This window comes from Cohnella kolymensis (assembly GCF_000829465.1).
In the GTDB taxonomy this organism is placed as follows: Bacteria; Bacillota; Bacilli; order Paenibacillales; family Paenibacillaceae; genus Cohnella; species Cohnella kolymensis.
Window position 1 is genome coordinate 89,901 of the sequence record NZ_JXAL01000026.1, and the last position, 16,459, is coordinate 106,359.

13 protein-coding genes and 3 pseudogenes are annotated in these 16,459 nt (G+C 52.5%); 6 read left to right on the top strand and 10 right to left on the bottom strand.

All coding sequences use genetic code 11. The features are described from left to right. Window positions 1-14 precede the first annotated feature (14 nt). From SD71_RS26305 to SD71_RS17185, 6 genes and pseudogenes are all read right to left on the bottom strand, one after another. A pseudogene (locus SD71_RS26305) lies at window positions 15-1,252 on the bottom strand (S41 family peptidase). 182 nt (window positions 1,253-1,434) lie between these two features. Continuing rightward, window positions 1,435-4,095: a DNA mismatch repair protein MutS gene (mutS, locus tag SD71_RS17165; protein WP_041065836.1), complete on the bottom strand. Its 2,661-nt coding sequence runs from the start codon at window positions 4,093-4,095 to the stop codon at window positions 1,435-1,437. A 418-nt stretch (window positions 4,096-4,513) separates the two neighbouring features. Beyond that, window positions 4,514-5,921 (bottom strand): annotated as a pseudogene (locus SD71_RS26310) (putative amidoligase domain-containing protein). Window positions 5,922-6,154: 233 nt separating this feature from the next. Next, entirely contained in the window at window positions 6,155-6,718 is a 564-nt protein-coding gene (locus tag SD71_RS17175; RefSeq protein ID WP_041065839.1) for an outer spore coat protein CotE, read from the bottom strand. A 142-nt stretch (window positions 6,719-6,860) separates the two neighbouring features. Further along, a complete protein-coding gene (locus SD71_RS17180; RefSeq protein ID WP_041065842.1) occupies window positions 6,861-7,832 on the bottom strand; it encodes an aromatic acid exporter family protein in 972 nt (323 codons plus the stop codon). A gap of 76 nt (window positions 7,833-7,908) precedes the next feature. Continuing rightward, window positions 7,909-9,438, bottom strand: coding sequence for a carboxypeptidase M32 (locus tag SD71_RS17185; protein WP_041065845.1), 1,530 nt, complete (start codon window positions 9,436-9,438; stop codon window positions 7,909-7,911). A 93-nt stretch (window positions 9,439-9,531) separates the two neighbouring features. Here SD71_RS17185 and SD71_RS17190 point away from each other — a divergent pair, with 93 nt between their 5' ends. Beyond that, on the top strand, window positions 9,532-9,858 hold the full coding sequence (locus SD71_RS17190) for an iron-sulfur cluster biosynthesis family protein (protein ID WP_041065848.1): 327 nt from the start codon (window positions 9,532-9,534) through the stop codon (window positions 9,856-9,858). A gap of 36 nt (window positions 9,859-9,894) precedes the next feature. Continuing rightward, window positions 9,895-10,476 (top strand): beta-class carbonic anhydrase, encoded by a 582-nt coding sequence (locus SD71_RS17195; RefSeq protein WP_152619498.1) that lies wholly within the window; start codon window positions 9,895-9,897, stop codon window positions 10,474-10,476. On the opposite strand, the gene SD71_RS17200 is transcribed toward SD71_RS17195, so the two are convergent. After that, a complete protein-coding gene (locus tag SD71_RS17200) occupies window positions 10,436-10,996 on the bottom strand; it encodes a DUF309 domain-containing protein (protein ID WP_041065850.1) in 561 nt (186 codons plus the stop codon). The two genes, SD71_RS17195 and SD71_RS17200, sit on opposite strands and share 41 nt — an antisense overlap. A gap of 150 nt (window positions 10,997-11,146) precedes the next feature. Between SD71_RS17200 and SD71_RS17205 the strand changes: the two genes are divergently transcribed. Both SD71_RS17205 and SD71_RS17210 read left to right on the top strand, forming a co-directional pair. After that, the gene (locus SD71_RS17205) at window positions 11,147-11,590 is read left to right on the top strand and encodes a hypothetical protein (RefSeq protein ID WP_041065853.1); all 444 of its coding nucleotides are present in this window, start codon (window positions 11,147-11,149) and stop codon (window positions 11,588-11,590) included. Between the two features lie 6 nt (window positions 11,591-11,596). After that, window positions 11,597-11,875 carry a DUF2653 family protein gene (locus SD71_RS17210; RefSeq protein ID WP_041065856.1) on the top strand — a complete coding sequence of 93 codons (279 nt, stop codon included), beginning with the start codon at window positions 11,597-11,599 and terminating at the stop codon, window positions 11,873-11,875. Window positions 11,876-12,371: 496 nt separating this feature from the next. Here SD71_RS17210 and SD71_RS17215 read toward each other — a convergent pair. Then, window positions 12,372-12,793: pseudogene (locus SD71_RS17215) on the bottom strand (VOC family protein). A gap of 833 nt (window positions 12,794-13,626) precedes the next feature. Here SD71_RS17215 and SD71_RS17220 point away from each other — a divergent pair. Next, entirely contained in the window at window positions 13,627-14,310 is a 684-nt protein-coding gene (locus SD71_RS17220; RefSeq protein WP_041065859.1) for a hypothetical protein, read from the top strand. A gap of 136 nt (window positions 14,311-14,446) precedes the next feature. Continuing rightward, window positions 14,447-15,196 (top strand): hypothetical protein, encoded by a 750-nt coding sequence (locus SD71_RS17225; RefSeq protein ID WP_041065861.1) that lies wholly within the window; start codon window positions 14,447-14,449, stop codon window positions 15,194-15,196. A 19-nt stretch (window positions 15,197-15,215) separates the two neighbouring features. Here SD71_RS17225 and SD71_RS17230 read toward each other — a convergent pair whose 3' ends face one another. Together SD71_RS17230 and SD71_RS17235 are read right to left on the bottom strand one after the other, a co-directional pair. Further along, the gene (locus SD71_RS17230; RefSeq protein ID WP_041065865.1) at window positions 15,216-15,854 is read right to left on the bottom strand and encodes a hypothetical protein; all 639 of its coding nucleotides are present in this window, start codon (window positions 15,852-15,854) and stop codon (window positions 15,216-15,218) included. Continuing rightward, window positions 15,851-16,387: an RNA polymerase sigma factor gene (locus SD71_RS17235; RefSeq protein ID WP_052476361.1), complete on the bottom strand. Its 537-nt coding sequence runs from the start codon at window positions 16,385-16,387 to the stop codon at window positions 15,851-15,853. Before SD71_RS17235 ends, SD71_RS17230 begins: the two co-directional genes overlap by 4 nt. Between the last annotated feature and the right edge of the window lie 72 nt (window positions 16,388-16,459).

A 16,459-nucleotide genomic window follows, 5' to 3' on the forward strand; every position in this document is an offset into this window, starting at 1 on the left:
TTCGTTTCGTTAGATTAACCTGCCGAAATTTTCACCGTGTCCCCGCCCGACGACCAAATGACGTCCGGGAACCATTTTTGCAGCATACGCACATCGATTAACGCTTTGCCGTTTTTGATCAGCACATGGGAGTCGTTTGTCTTCAGCACTTGGCTCTTGGAGCCGCGTGTAACCGCAAATGTCCGCTGCTTTCCGTTATACGTTAATTTAGCTCCGGCCATCGAGGATCCGAGACGGAAGTTCACATACCACACGCTGTTGTTTTTTATCGCGGCCCCGCTCTGAGGCATCCGCACACCGTTGATTGTAAGAGCGCCTCTGCCGGAAGTCATAATCACTTTTTTGCCGCCCGCGGAACGGAAGGCTCCGATTAACTGTTCCGCGGCACTGCCGTCCAGCGGCAGATCCGGTGGCAGGCCTACTTTGTCGACCTTGCGGCCTTTCGGAGTGAAATATTCTTGTATCGTTACTTTCAACATGCCGCCGCTGTTCAGGGGCTTAAGCGACTGCACCACACCTTTACCGAAGGTCTTGTACCGGCAAGCTTGGCAACGCCATAATCCTGAAGAGCTCCGGACAGCAGCTCGGATGCGCTTGCTGAATTGCCGTTCACCAGTATGACGACGGGATAAGGCTTCACCGTTCCGCTGACCTCCAGCGGCTCGTCCATGCCGTCCCGGTCCAGCATATGGGCGAGCACGCCCTCTTTCACGAACAAACCGGCAATCTCCTGTGCGGCAGTGACATATCCTCCGCCATTATCGCGCAAGTCGATCAGCAGCGAAGAGATGCCTTTCTTTTCGAGCTCCGATAATTGTTTCTTGAACTGGCTTGCCGCATCGGAAGTGAAGCCGGACAGCGCTAAATAACCGACGCCATTCCCGAGTAGCCGTGTAGTTACTGTAGGAAAATGAACCGCTTGCCGTGTGATACGGAATTTCAGCTGCTTTCCGCCTCTGGAGACGCCGAGAACAACGACCGTTCCCTCCAAGCCTCTCAGCGAAAGCTGAAGTTCGATCATCGTTTTCCCTTTTAAAGACTTTCCGTCAGCCGAAACCACCGCATCGCCCGGCAGCACTCCCGCAGCAGCGGCCGGTCCGCCCGGCAGAACGTCCTGAACATATACGACGCCGCTGTCCTCGGTCATGACGATGCCGATACCGACGAAAGTTTGCTCCAAAGCCGAGTTGAACATCCCCCACTCCTCTTCGTCGAAAAATTCGGTATAAGGATCGTGAAGCGATTCAACCATTGTGTCAATCTCATCGGAACTTAAAAGTGCGTCATCCGGTTTGCTGATATGATAATCTTTCAGAAGCTGCCGCACTTCCTGTACTTGCGCGCTCGATTCGGCATCGACGGCGGGAACCGCTGCTCCGAATACCGTTAATGATAATAATAGAGTTAAAAACAGCCGCCATTTTTTCCAAGTTGTCACTCATTTTCACCGCTCTCGCTTAATTGGTTCCTTGCATCGTTTAACCATTCCAAAGCCTGAAGAGGCGTCATCCGCATCACGTCGAGCTTGCGAAGCTTCTCCAGCAATTTATCGTTCTGAGAGGCGGATGTCCCTTTCACAGGTTTGGCTGGGATGGAGGGCTCACCGAACATAGATAACTGTACAACGTTTCTAGCTGCAGGCTTTTCAGCTGGAGCTTCGGCATAGGATACCGCCGTCTCTCTGACAGCAACGGAATGGGATGTGCCGACGGCCGGCGTATCCTTCAATAAATTGTAAGCCCGACTAACGATGCTTTCCGGCAAACCTGCCAGCTGAGCACAGTAAATTCCGTAGCTCGAGTCCGCCGCTCCCGGCACAAGCTTACGTAAAAAGGTCACACCGTCCGCGCTTTCCTTGACCGCCATACAGCCGTTCCGCAAGCCGGATAAGGATGTTTCCAGATGCGCCAGCTCATGAAAATGGGTCGATACAAGCGCCTTGCAGCGGATGCGATCGTGCACATATTCAATGACGGACTGGGCGATCGCCATCCCTTCGTCCGTCGAGGTGCCCCGTCCCAGCTCGTCGATGATGATCAGGCTTCTTTCCGTCGCCTGTTCTGTCATGACCTGTATATCTTTCATCTCGACCATGAAAGTGCTTTGTCCTCCGACAAGATCGTCAGCCGCGCCTATGCGCGTGAAAATCCGATCCACGAAAGGCAGAACGGCCCGGCGCGCCGGAACGAAGCAGCCGATTTGCGCCATGATGCAGATCATCGCCACCTGACGCATATAAGTGCTTTTCCCGGCCATGTTCGGACCTGTGATCAATAAAATAGAGCCGTCCGATGCCGTTAACGAGGTGTTGTTGGCGATAAACGCGCCATTCTCGTTCACTGCTTCGACGACGGGGTGACGACCGTCCTCGATCAGCAGGTCATAGCCATCGCCCTCGCTCCAATGCGGACGGGAATAGCGCCGCTCTGCGCTGGCTTCGGCAAAAGCCTGAAGCACATCGAGCGCCGATACGCTCTCCGCAAGCCTTTGCAGACGAGCCATCTGTGAAGCGATGGCAGTGCGTAAATCGGAGAACAGCTCATATTCCAGATCCGCCATATGCTCTTCCGCTTCGAGGATGAGCGATTCTTTTTCTTTCAGCTCGGGCGTGACGTATCGTTCGGCGTTGGCGAGCGTCTGTTTGCGTTCGTAACGGCCTTCCGGAAGATTGGCGACATTCGCTCGAGAAACTTCGAGATAATAGCCGAACACCTTGTTAAAGCCGATTTTCAAAGATTTGATCCCCGTGGCCTCGCGCTCTTGCCGTTCGAGCTCGGCGATCCACTGCTTGCCGTGCTGGCTCGCTTCCCGCAGCTCGTCCAGTTTCGCATGAAAGCCTGTGCGAATGAGCCCGCCATCTTTCAAAGACACCGGCGGATCTTCGGCGATGGCCTGCTCGATCGACTCAGCGATATCCGTACAAGCATCCATCCGGTCCGCGAGCGCGGTCAAAGGCTGGGAACCCAGTGTTCGGCACAGCTCCTGAATCGCCGGTATCCGCTGAAGCGACGTCTTCAATGCGATTAGATCCCGCCCGTTGGCCGTACCATAAGCGATTCTGCCGGAGAGCCTCTCTAGATCGTAAACTTCACCCAGTTCATCCCGGAGTTCCTTACGAAGCATCCAGTCTTTATGTATCGCTTCAACCGCATCCAACCGGCGTTCCACTTCCGTGCGGTCAAGCAGCGGCTGATCGATCCACCGCTTCAATAGACGCGCTCCCATAGCGGTTCTTGTCCGATCAAGAAGAGACAACAGCGATCCTTTGCGGGAACGGTCCCTGACCGTTTCCGTCAGCTCGAGATTGCGGCGCGTGAAGGCGTCGAGAGCCATGTAAGCTTCGGAATCATAGGCTTTGATCGACCGCAGATGAGATAACGAGCGCTTCTGGGTCTCGTTCAAGTAAGCGATCAGCTGGGCTGCCGCCGTGTGGCGGACCGGCTCGTGCGACGTCCAATTCTCATCCGGAAATTGGACCGCAAGGGATGTAAGGTCCGCTGTTTCGCGCTCTGTCGTAAGCAGCGCGGGGCTCGTATTTTCATCCCGCAGGTATTCGAGCGCTGCGGCATGACCGACGGCTTCGGAAGGACGATAGACGTTCAGTATGTTTTTGACCGTTTCGCGGGCTGCCGGGAAGGAAGTCATATAGAGCTCGCCTGTCGTCAGATCGCAAGCCGCTATACCGTACCGGCTGTCTGTCAAAGCGACGCCGACGATAAAATTGTTCGACGCCTCTCCCACCGCTTTCGTATCCATGACGGTTCCGGGCGTAACGATGCGCACAATTTCCCGTTTGACAACGCCCTTCGAGATCGATGGATCCTCCACCTGCTCGCATACGGCAACTTTATAGCCTTTATCAATCAGCTTGGAGATGTAGCCTTCAGCCGCGTGGTAGGGCACTCCGCACATCGGAACCCGTTCCTCTTGTCCGGCGCCGCGGCCTGTTAGAGTGATCTCCAATTCACGGGCGGCCGTGAGCGCATCCTCGAAAAACATTTCATAAAAATCGCCGAGGCGAAAAAATAGCAGAGCGTCAGCCGCCTGCGCTTTGACAGAGAGATATTGCTCCATCATGGGGGTATATCCGGCCATCTTAACCTCCGATTTATGTAAGTGAAACTGTTATTTTTGAATCTATGAAATACACTTAATTATAGCAAAAAAAAAGAAGAGGGTGGTGTAAAATCACCCTCTTCTACCGTTAACCGGGCAAACACCGCCATCCTTCAGCCTCACGAAAGTACATTTTCTATACTATCTCCGCGATTTGGACTCCTAGTAGCTCCGCGTTAGCATAATTTCCATACTATCTCCGCCCTCTGCCCCTCCTGCAGACCCTCGTTAGTATAGTTTGTATACTATCTCCGCGATTTGTCCCTCCTCCACACCCTCGTTGGTATATTTTTTATACCATCTCCGCGATTTGCACCCCCAGAAGTCCCGGATTAGTATATTTTCCATACTATTTCCGCCGTCTCACCCTCCTACATACCTTATTCGTATTTTTTTACTATTTCTCGATTCCCCATCGTTCGCGGATATCCGTCATCTCATTCCAGGTATGGCCGCGGCCGATGGCTGCAAATAGCGGATCTATTAACGCTTTATATTTATGGTAACCTGCCGTGCGTGAGAGGCGCTCCCGGAAGGTGAACACGCCTTGTTGCAGCAACGGGCGATTGTCTTCGTAAAAAGCGTCGCGCAGCGCATCGTCGTCCAGAGGCAGGTGAGCCGACAGCTCGCGGGCATGTTCGGCGGCGACCTTGGCCAGAGCCAGCACGCCCGTCGCAAGACGCGGCGAGATGAGCCAGCTCGGCGGCGTGCGGTACTCGAAGCGCCGTAGCTTTGGCGGCGAAAGTCGCCGAGCGCGCCGAAGCGCGGGCGGCGTGCCGCCGCCGACGGCGGCTCAAGCAGGCGCAGCGGCAGCGCGACGGCGTTGTCGAGCGCGCGCAGCCGCTCGCCGGTGAGCGCTGCGCCGCTCAGGTGCACGTGCCCGCCGAGCGGCAGGCCGCGCACGGGCCAAGCGCCGGCACGCCACGCCAACGGCTCGCCGGCAGTTCGCTTGGCCGCCGCCGCGAGCAGGCGGCGCAAGTTCACCGCGACCGCGAGAGGCTCCGCCGCAGCGCCGGGCGAAGCTCCGCGAGCGGCCAGCGCTTCACGCCGCGCACAACGACGGAATCGCATCCGGCAGACCCTTGCCGCGGGAAGTAACGGGACGCGGCGACGACCTTGCCTTCCGGAGAGAGTAGAGCAAACTCCGGATCGGCGCCAAGCGTGACCGCAACGCCGTGCTTCGTCTCGTCTGCCCATTTCTGCGCGAACTCTGCCACCGCTTCGGCCAGCCGCCGTTCCCCTTCCGCGTCCGACAGTGTGATTACCGGCGAAACGGTCTTGATCGTCGCCCGGCCTCTTTCACCCAGCTCCAGCTCAACTTGTCCGAAATCGAGGCTTAACACATATAAAGCTCGGACCGCCGCCCGTGCTGCGATTTTGCGGATGTGATCGTCCGGCTCTATGAACCTATCATTTACATTGATGAACCCGGGATCGTCAGCGAATCTACGGCGTATATCTACCGCAGCCAGATCAAATACCACAGCCGTGAACCGGCGATGGGCATACGGCTGCCGCTCCTTGCTCCTCTTGTTTTTGTCCAGCTGTGCAGACAATCCTTCCCTTTGCAGCCGGCGCTCGATCTCCCTGTTTGTTAAAGAGAGGACACCGCCCGCGTTTCTATTCATAAACCGGGGCACTCTATCCGCCTCCGGCGGCATGCCCGGATCGCATTGTAAACAGATTACACAATCATTAGGCTCGACCGCTGAGGCATCGGTGAGCACAGAGAGCCCCAATGCCGAAATCCAGCCCGGCAATACGCCGTCCGCCTTCACCCATAACCGGCCTGCCGCTTTGTCCATGCGCCGCCCTCCCAAACAACACGGGAAGGGCCGTCCCGCTGGCGTGTGATCGCCGAAGCCGAATGACCCTTTTCCCTGTACCTGTGCGTGGTATCAGCCTGCGGCCGCGGCGATCGGCCGTTCCTCGGCTGTACCGCCAAAAACAGGCTTTTCCCATGGTCCCGAAAGGGCACCCGCCCTCGACTTTTATTCCGCTTCGACATAGACTTAAGTACCGGGCTGTGACGGACCGATTACAAATCGTCTTCCAAGAGATCGGAATCGAGATCCTCATAGTCGCCGTCGTCCCCAAGTCCGAAATCGACGTCTTTGCCGTCATCGTCGTATCCATGCGGATCAACCAAGACGTACACTTTTGTTTCCGCCACCATCTCCACGGCATATTCCCGTTCGACGCGGATCAGGACCGAAGAACCGTTCGCGCTGATATTCGCTTCCACGCAATTCGGCTCCTGCGTCGCTTCCGCAGAAACTTCCTCGGTAGAGCTGCGATGTTTCGGATCTACATACGATAGAGGCACGAGCTCCACATAAGAGACCGTCTCTTTGGCTACATCCGTTTGAGAGTTTTTGTTGTACGAATACCAGATGTTAATATCGTAAGACCCGATAACTTCGATGCCGTCCCCCGATTTCACCGCTTCGTATTGATGGTTGATGATCCACGCTCCCAGTATGCTGGTAGGGTGGTGCGGCGGCGTCACGGTGTGGGTTATCGTCGAGTACTTTCGGCCTTTGCCGCAAACCGCTTTCGTGATGATTTCCCTGCGTGGGAGCCGTTTATCCGCAGTAGCCATTCGGTAGACCTCCTCCATACGATCAATTCACTTAAAGTCTATGCAGGACATTCGTCTAGAGTGACAAAAATATAGTCGCCGCACAGGCAGCCGATACCCGGCATCGATAGATGCGGTCAGCTGTCGGCAAAAGCCTTTAAGTTCATTCTATGACCGCATGAGCGGAAGTTGACTTCGGTTTTTTTTCGCGGCGGGCAATGGCCAGATACCGGCGTAATTCCCGCGCAAGATGCAAGAGTGCGGCGCGCGTTTCAAATTCTTCCCTGCTGGCCGGGAGCGGCATCGCATGGAAGCTGCGTTCGAGCCGGATCAGCATCCGCTCCGTCTCGCCTTCGTAAAACTCGGATTTGACGTCGAGCGTAAGCCGGTCGAACAATAGAGCGATCAATTCTGCCTGCGATACATTTCTGGACACGAACGCGACGGATTCCATCATGAGCTGGATTGATTCCCATTGACTGCGTCTCATATGAAAATAAAGCAGCCACGGCTCGTCCTGCGGGATCAGCCTATTTTCTTGCGCGCGCTTAGCGGACTTGATGCCTTGTTCGATCGCCGACTCCGTGCGAAGCATTTCTTCGCCGGCCCATACGGTGTCCGGGTTGCGCAAATGAATCGCAAGATGATGAAACACATCCGCAAAACCTTCTTCAGTCACCTTGCGCAGCGCTTCCAGCTTGTTGTGCTCCTTGGGCATATACATCAAATTGAATACGGTGGCCCAGCCAAGGCCGATAATCAGAAACTGCAGCTCCACTGCAATCGCTGCGACTGTAACTTCCCCTCGCGCGAACAAATGAAACACGACGACGGAACCGGTGATGATCCCTGCACTTAAGCCTAATCGGGAAAGCAGCGGAAAAGCGATCAGTATGTATAACGACAATACCCATATGTAAAAACCGATAACCTGAAACAACACCGACGCCAGGAACAATCCGGCTGCCGAAGCCATAAAGCGGGCGAACACCGAACGCAGCCCGCTCCATCGGGTCCTGTCCACGCCCAATATCGCCAGCAAACCGGCGGAGAACGGATTCGGCAAGCCCAATGCGGCTGCTGAATAAATAGCTGCCAATGTTGCAAGCGCTGTTTTGATCACACGAAATCCCATCACGATCTCCTCCTCCGGCCTCTATAATGAAAAGAGACGAAAAAGAGTCTCCTCTGTTTCGCCCCCTTTTATTGCGCTACTCCAAACGGTAAATGTCCTTGTATTTGTCCTCCAGATAATCGCACAAATACGAAGATTGTAAAGGCTGGCCGCTGATTTTTTCAATAATTTCTTTCGGCTCCAGCATTTTGCCGTATTGATACACTTGCTCGGTCAGCCATTGTTTCAAAGGCTGCAGCTCGCCTGCCGCAACCTGCTCATCCAGCTTCGGCAGCCTCTGCTTAGCTACATGCATCATCTGTGCCGAATACATATTGCCCAGCGAGTAAGAAGGGAAGTAGCCGAATGATCCGCCGGACCAGTGCACATCCTGCAAAACCCCTTCCGCGTCGTTCGCGGGAGTGACGCCCAGAACTTCGGTGTATTTGCGGTTCCAGACCTCAGGCAGATCGCGTGGCGAAAGCCCCTCGTTGAACAGCATTTTCTCGATTTCATAACGAATCATGATGTGCAAGTTATACGTCAGCTCGTCTGCTTCTATACGAATGAGCTGCGGCTTCACCACATTGATTCCGCGGTAGAAATCTTCCGGCTTCACGTTAACCAGCTGTCCGGGGAACAGCGCTTGCAAATCCGGTAAATACCTTTGCCAGAATCCGCGGCTGCGTCCGATCATATTTTCCCATAGCCGGGATTGTGATTCGTGGATCCCCATAGACGTGCCGCCGGCGAGCGGAGTACCGGCAAGTTCAGGCATAATGTTCTGTTCGTAGAGCGCGTGCCCGCCTTCATGGATCGTGCCGAACAATGCGCTGGTCAAGTCGTTAGCCAAATAACGGGTCGTGATCCGTACGTCTCCCGGGCTGAGCCCGGTAGCAAACGGGTGTACGCTCTCGTCCAGCCGTCCCGCGTCAAAATCATAGCCCATTTCGTGCAAGATGAACCTGCTGAACTTCTTTTGCGCTTCTTTGTCGAAGGTCCCGGTAAGGAATGAAGTATCCGGCTGATCGTTCGACTTGGCAATCGACTCCGCCAATGGAACAAGACGCGTTCTGAGCTCTCCGAACAGGCGGTCCAGCTCGGCTGTCGTTATTCCGGGCTCATACAGATCCAGCAGCGTATCGTAAGGGGTTGCTTTTACTCCCCAGAGCTCAATGAATTTGCGGTTAAAATCGATAATACGCTCAAGGTAACCGACGAATCCGGGAAAATCGTTATTTTCCTTCGCTTCTTCCCATGCGGACTCCGCTTGGGATGTGAGCACCACGTATTCACGGTACAACTCCGGCGGAAGCTTACGGTTTCGCTCGTACTCCTTGTGCGTTTCCTTGACAAGCCGGCGGTTGATCTCATCAAGCCGGTCATGCTCGTCAGGCTGTGTCAGCCTAGTAAGCAGTTCGCCCATCTCATTCGATGTCGACAGCTTGAACATTTCAGAAGAGAGAGCCCCGACCGCTTCGGAACGAAGAGCGATTCCTTTGCGCGGTGCGCCCGTTCTCATATCCCAGTAAACGACACCGAGAAGCTCCTCATATTGTTTGACTCTATTCGTTAACTCCCGAAAGCGTTTTAACGTTTCCGAAGAGCTTGAATCCGTCCGACTCATACGGCACACCCTTTCTCCTGATATTTACCTTTCTTGATCATACTCTCCGTAAAATCTATAATCAACTTACTTGGTTTAAAAGGAGATGTTCATATGAAAGTCAGCTGGAGCAAGGAAGCGATCCGCGAGGTAGAGACCCGTTTCGGTTCGGATGCGAAGGTTTGGAAGCTCGTGTTCGATTCGGAAGGCTGCGGATGCTCTGTCGACGGCGTACCGACGCTCTGGGCCGTGAACGCCCCTCTGCCGGATGATTTGCAGGCGGACAGCGACGCGTTCGGCGTCTGGTACGAAAAGCAGCATGAAATGTATTTCGATGAGCCGCTGCGCATCAGTTATTTGCCCGGGAATCGCAGTTTCAAGCTTGCGAGCGATGGACAAACTTATACAAATACTTTTAAGCTGCAGGATCTGAGACACTGACCTTGCAGTGATAGAGAACAGGCAGGAGGAAGAGAATTGCGGAAAATCGACGAAATCATGGCATACAATCGTGAGTTTGTGAAAAATAAAATGTACGAGGAATATTTGACGACACGTTTCCCGGACAAGCGAATGGTTATCGTCACTTGTATGGATACCCGGCTTACGCAGCTTCTCGATAAAGCGATGAACTTGAAAAACGGAGACGCGAAAATCATCAAAAACGCCGGCGCAATCATTACTTCTCCGTTCGGCAACATCATGCGCAGCATTCTGGTTGCCATTTATGAATTGAATGCGAACGAAGTGCTCATCATCGGCCATCATCAATGCGGCATGACGGCGATCGATCCGGCGAATGTCGTTACTCATATGGAGGAGCGGGGAATATCGGAAGAAGTGATTCATACGCTTCGCCATTCGGGTATTGATCTGAACCGATGGCTAACAGGGTTTGACAGCGTGCGGGAGAGCGTCGAGAACAGCGTCGATATCGTGCGCAACCACCCGCTGCTGCCTGCCGGCACGCCTGTGCACGGACTCATTATTCATCCTGAGACGGGTGAGCTGGAAATGATCATTGACGGCTTTGAGTATCTGGAATCCCGCCGCGGCTGAGCGCTTTATGCTTTGCAGATTCCGCTCTTGCAACGATCACATCGGTTCGGTCGCGTGTTGTGTGGCGATGGATGATGTTTTCGTCGACATTCATACCGGGAGTGCCCCACGTATAGCCCAATTCCCGGCAGCGCTGCCGGGCGGCCTGCAGTAATTGTTCATCCGTAATCGGAAGTTCGATATCCGTGTAGACCCTATCCGGACTTTGCCATTCCGTGGCGGTATGGCTGAGCTGCTGCACCAGCTTGCAGCCGTCGAGGCCAAGCTCACTGAACAATGCCGGATCCGCTTCCTCCGCCGCCTTGCGCATGAGCTTGACTGCGCCGGCCCAATTGCCTCTGCGGGCATGATACAATGCGACGGGAATCCGGATCAGGACGAGCCAGCATTGTGCGTAGGGAGATTGGAGATCCTCTTTCCAATATTGCTCCATGATCTCGTGACACTCGAAATAATCGCGCGATCCGTAATATTCGGCCAAGTAATAAATATATTCGAACGGATAATCATCAATTTTCATCCCGGCTGTTCCTTTCTTTTTCGTGTCGGCACCTTTTCAGCATACCTTATAAATTGTTGTGAAGCATCCCGAAAACTGAAACCGCAGGCTTGTACTTCCGTATTATAAGTTGTATACCATCTCAAATCCTAGCAGGAGGAATTCAATCACATGTGGAAAAAAGCATTGCTGTTGCTCAGCTTGTTCGCGTTTACGGTGGTCGTAACCGTACCGGCCGACAGCGCGGATGCAAGACCCCGTTCGTTCAGCTCGAGTAAAAAATCTTTCAGTAAATCACCATCTCAATCTCAAGACGGTGTGAGCAAGAGCACCACAACAAATAAATCTTCCGCAAGTACTGGCGGAACGAACGCCAACCGCGGCTTTTTCAGCGGCGGCAGCTTGATGAAAGGCATGATGATCGGCGGATTGGCCGGTATGCTGTTCGGCGGCCTCTTCGGCGGTATGGGAGCATTCGGAAATATCTTAGGCATGTTGGTTAACGTGCTGGCGTTGTTTGTTCTATTCGCAGTGTTCCGCGCGATATACGATGCTTTCAAACGGCGCCGCCAAGCGCAGCGTCCTGCGGATCATGATCAGAATCGCCGCTGGTAATCGTACATGAGACTCAGTATGGAGCAAATCGTTAACGCCGTTTGTCTGAACATGGCAGAGCGCTATGAGGTTCCGCCAACTTCAGTCGAAGTAGAACTGCTTTACGATGAAGACCAAGGATTCGGCGCTGAAACGTGGATTGACGGCCGCAGCCGGATCTTGGTGGAAGCGAACCTGAAGGAAGCGATCATGCGCTATATGCAAACGGAGTTTGATCGGCGCGTCTACCCTTCGCAAATCCAGCTGGATGTTGAAGACGAAATGTGGGCGGATATTACCGAGTAAGCGAAAAGTCGACCTTCGGGTCGACTTTTTTTGTACTGATTGGTTTATGGGTGCGAGATTGGCGCGAGTGGTTGGCGCGTGCAAAGCGGGTAGCCGGACTTACAGTACATTTACTCGGGTGGTTGGCACTCTGCTAGGCGGACTACCGGACTTACAGCAGATTTCGCGAGCGGCCTTCTCTCTGTAAGGCGGTTTCGTCGCCTTATACGTCATTTCGCGAGTGGCCTTCTCTCTGTAAGGCGGTTTTGCCGCCTTGCAGAGAGAATGTTACCAAGCGTATGCGTTAGGCGCTTATATTGATGTTGAAGCAAGTACGGTGACTTCTCCTTGGCTAATCTATTGGGTTTGTTGTTCGTTGTCATTTGGGCACCACCTCCTTATTCATGCTCAAAGATAATATTTCCAAATTACCTTCACTCAAAAAAAAGCGGCGCCCCCTATTCGGAAGCATCGCTTTCTTGTTAACATTCATACATTCGGCAGTAATGAATATTTATCACCAGTCTCCGACGCCCAAATTTAGCTGCCAAGGTACCCCAAACTTGTCCGTCACACTGCCATATATTTGCTCCAAAATGTTTCTTGCAGTTCCATACCTATAGAGCCGCCTTCTTTCAGTTTATTGAAGACGGAAATGATTTCATCCTTACTGTTACTTAGAACCGCAAGGCTGATGTTGTTTCCAGGCACAAATGGCATCCCAGGAAAAACATCTGAAAACATAACATTACTTCCGCTAATGTTAAGCCGTGTGTGCATGATCAAATGTTTCGCTTCCTCCGGCAGAGCAAATTCCGGATTAGGCGGCATCTCTCCGAAAGCCATCATTTTCGGTTTCTCTAATCCAAACACTTCTGCGTAATACTCCACTGCTTCACGACAGTTACCGTTAAAATTCAGATAAACATCAACCGACACGTCTTTCACTCCTTTTGAATTGTAAGTTTATGTAATAAGTGTGTGTGACTAATAGTGTATCATTTGAGCTTTACGCAATCAAAAGTTCATGTTCCTCTCTGTTAAAACTGACGGAGGTGGGGTGAATGTAATGTGCTTGATCTTATAAATAAAAAAAACCCATCAAGCCGCTTAGGCTGATGGGGTAGAGAATCGTTCGCATGCATTTCAATACCCAATTCCAGCTCTCAAAATGATGACCAGCAGGATGAAAAGCACAAGAGCGAACGCAGCAATTCTTCCCCCACCATAACCTGCGCAGGAATATCCGACCCCGCCGTAGCTCACAGTATCACCACCTAATCTTTTGTTTGTTTGTGATGCACGATCATCACCTTGCTAATGTATGGGATGGGAACATAACAGGTCAGTTCATTTGCACATATTCGATAATTTATGCCTGCACACAGTCATCTGGCAAGCAGTTAGACACAGCTAATATTTAAAAGTGATTTTCAAACTTACCTGGGGATTTGGTGTAACCGCGTTTTTTTGACGATCGGTCATTCTCCATTATGTCTGAAAGGTGGCTTGTAATGAAATTATTAATGAGATTCATTTCCTCTTTGTGCTTGGGTTTATCTATTATTTCTCTTTGGCGGTGGGCCTGCTCAACTAGCGATGTACGTCGGATTGATTGTTAGCGGCTTGATTCTTATCGGATTATCAATAATGTTTAATATTTTTGCTAAAAAAAAACGGGAAAATGACTACCGAGATATACATAAAAGCACCCCGGGCAATTCACCTACATAACATGTAGTTGAATGAATTGACTCGAAGGGGACGATGCGATGTATTACTACGACTACTATAACAATCCCTATGACTATTATTTCAGACAACCGGACTTAGGCAGCGAGTGGGATGAACAGGAAGGTGCATGGAGAGGGGTATGGCGCCGCCGCGGAAACAGCAATATCTTCGATGCACGATGGACGATGCCGGGCGCACAGCCCATTACGGCTATGCTGAGGATGTTCCAATACGGCAACTTTGTGTTTATCCAGCGTCAGAACAGCAGTGACGGCAATAACTGCGTGTACACGGGTACTATTGCCGCAGACGGCAGGACCGTATCAGGAACTTATAGATGCAATCAGGGAGGCGGCTCATGGAGCGCGACCATTCGCAGGCGGCCGCAGCCAGGTCCGGGACCGGGGCCAGGTCCGGGACCTCGTCCGAGAGGCTTAGGCAGAGAATGGCATGAGCAGGAAGGCTCTTGGACCGGAGTCTGGCGGAGGCGCGGCAACAGCAACATTTTCGATGCGCGATGGACAATGCCCGGTGCGCAGCCGATCACAGCGGTGTTGACGATCAACCGGTACGGCGACTCCGTGCAAGTCCACAGACGAAACGGCAGTGACGGTAATGACTGCGACTACACGGGAAATGTCGGAGCAGACGGCAGAACGGTTACCGGTACGTATAGATGCACTACTGGCGGCGGCTCCTGGAGAGCTACCATTACCTTTTGATCCAATGTGAATCATCATTCTTGTACCGCTCTAGCAGCGGTATTTTTATTTTTAGCAACCTTTTGCCGGATCCAGCGTCATACGGGTAATGAGAAATAAACAGAACTCGTCACTTTCTTGCAAAAGGGGGTCAGTAGTGAAGACTTCTAAAAAAGTCATAGTTCTGTCTGCCGTCAGTGCTTTTGTTCTGCTTACTGTTATTATCGGGCTTCTCATTGTGCTGTACAGATCTTCTCATTCCATAGTTGAAGGCAATCCGGTTTCCATTAAATCCGCAGATATCGTAAGCGATCAAATTGCTCTGTCCAGATCTACGGTCGAAATGACGGAAGAACAGGCCGAGTCCGCCATGATCAGTTATTATTATGCCGCGATGCCTTCAGGCACGACCCACGGTGACGGGAACTTCTATCCGATCGGGAAGGTCAATGAGGCAAAGTTTGAGTCTTTGCTAAACGCCATTCACACTGAGCGGGACGTCAGAAACGTGGTTGCCCTGATCCACGATTCATTCAACGAACGTACCGGCTTCGGAAATTTTCGGTCGCTCGAAAACAAACATGCGCCTGATTGGGATTACCTTGGAATTGCTCCGTTTATGGAGACGCGCCTATACGCAAAGCTTGCACAAGCGCTGCCCGTTTCGAGCTTCGTGAAAGACTTGGAAACGGCAGGCAAACTTGTTGATATCGCCGCCCGTGAGAAAGACGTAAAAGCTGTGATCTACCTTCACCGTATCTTTCACGACCTCGATTATTGGGCTTTTGAGGAAGGGGCGCAGGGCGGTGACTTTTGGGGCGTAACGGAATCGGCGAAAATTGACCGCTGGGACACATCAGAACATATTCTCCGGTTCATCACGCACAATAACCGCCTCATCGGCTGAGGCGGTTTGTTATTGATATTTAGGGCTTTGCGGGAGCCGGACTGATGTCGGAGTAGATGATAGAGCCGGAATTACCGTACCGGTACAATGCGCGAGCGACCTTGCCGTCTTTCCACACGATGACAAGCTGCGACTTTATGTCGCCTTTCGCAATCCCCGACAAGTCGAATCCGTACGCCGCATCGTCAGACCCCGCTTTGTACCCTTCCCGTACACCGAAGTCATACCGCCACAAATCAACTTCAGACCATGTATTGATATCGTTCGGATCTTCCCGGTGCGTCTGCGCAAAATCACGTCTTACACCCCCCTCCTGCGTCGGTTTTCCGAAGGCACCGATTACCTCTTCTTCGCTCATTCCGATATGCAAACGCTGCTTTACATCTCCATGAGTGATCGCGGACTGATCTATACCACTGCTCGGAACAGTCCCTCTGGATGAGAGCTGGGCGATTATTTGAGGATACAAGGAGATGCCGCAAAGGACGAGCAATGTTATTATTGCTGCAGCCGTCCAGGATGCTCTGCGTCTCTTCGAGGATGCACGCCCGGCATGGAGCTTTTGTTCCACCTTAAGCATCGTATCCGAGGCAGCAAAAGTGTCTAGAAAAGGCCCCCTCATCATTCTGCCATACCACTCCGGTTTCATTTCCTTCATTCTCCGTCAACCTCCTTCAGATAGTCCTTCATTTTGCTCCTGGCGCGATGCAGACGTGATTTCACTGTGCCTACAGACACTTGCAGCAGTGAAGAAATCTCTGTCAACGGCAGCTCATACTGCGCGTCCAATACCAGTACCTCCCGGTATTTGGGCGGAAGCTTCATGACCAGCTGCCAGATCGAGTCCGTATAGGTCCTGTTCATGTACTCCTCTTCCGCCGATTTGGCGCTTGGCGCTCGATACAAGTAATCGAGGAGCGTCACCTTTCGAAAATAAGAGGATTTCTTGTAGTTGAAGACCCTGTTTCTGGTGATGGAAAAAAGCCATGTTTTGACGGACGATTGACCGCGGAACGTGCCGATATGCTGATAGGCTTGCAGAAACACATCCTGGGCGATGTCGTCGGATACGTGATGATTTCTGGTTAACAAGAACGCATAGTTCCAGACATCCTGGCCGTGGTCTTGTATCAAATCCTGCAGCGCTACGGCAGGAATGTCGTCCACGTATTTCAAATATTCATGCGCCAACGCTCTCACCTCGATAGATTAGACAACGACGCGAAGAAAAGGTTCCAATTCCCTAAAAAAATGAATCCGCCC

Excerpts from the sequence above, each read along its gene's own strand:
- SD71_RS17210 (WP_041065856.1), top strand. The coding sequence starts at position 11,597 with ATGAGACTCAGTATGGAGCAAATCGTTAACGCCGTTTGTCTGAACATG.
- SD71_RS17190 (WP_041065848.1), top strand. The coding sequence starts at position 9,532 with ATGAAAGTCAGCTGGAGCAAGGAAGCGATCCGCGAGGTAGAGACCCGT.
- SD71_RS17185 (WP_041065845.1), bottom strand. The coding sequence starts at position 9,438 with ATGAGTCGGACGGATTCAAGCTCTTCGGAAACGTTAAAACGCTTTCGG.
- SD71_RS17220 (WP_041065859.1), top strand. The coding sequence starts at position 13,627 with ATGTATTACTACGACTACTATAACAATCCCTATGACTATTATTTCAGA.
- SD71_RS17200 (WP_041065850.1), bottom strand. The coding sequence starts at position 10,996 with ATGAAAATTGATGATTATCCGTTCGAATATATTTATTACTTGGCCGAA.
- mutS (WP_041065836.1), bottom strand. The coding sequence starts at position 4,095 with ATGGCCGGATATACCCCCATGATGGAGCAATATCTCTCTGTCAAAGCG.
- SD71_RS17230 (WP_041065865.1), bottom strand. The coding sequence starts at position 15,854 with ATGAAGGAAATGAAACCGGAGTGGTATGGCAGAATGATGAGGGGGCCT.
- SD71_RS17175 (WP_041065839.1), bottom strand. The coding sequence starts at position 6,718 with ATGGCTACTGCGGATAAACGGCTCCCACGCAGGGAAATCATCACGAAA.
- SD71_RS17205 (WP_041065853.1), top strand. The coding sequence starts at position 11,147 with ATGTGGAAAAAAGCATTGCTGTTGCTCAGCTTGTTCGCGTTTACGGTG.
- SD71_RS17180 (WP_041065842.1), bottom strand. The coding sequence starts at position 7,832 with ATGGGATTTCGTGTGATCAAAACAGCGCTTGCAACATTGGCAGCTATT.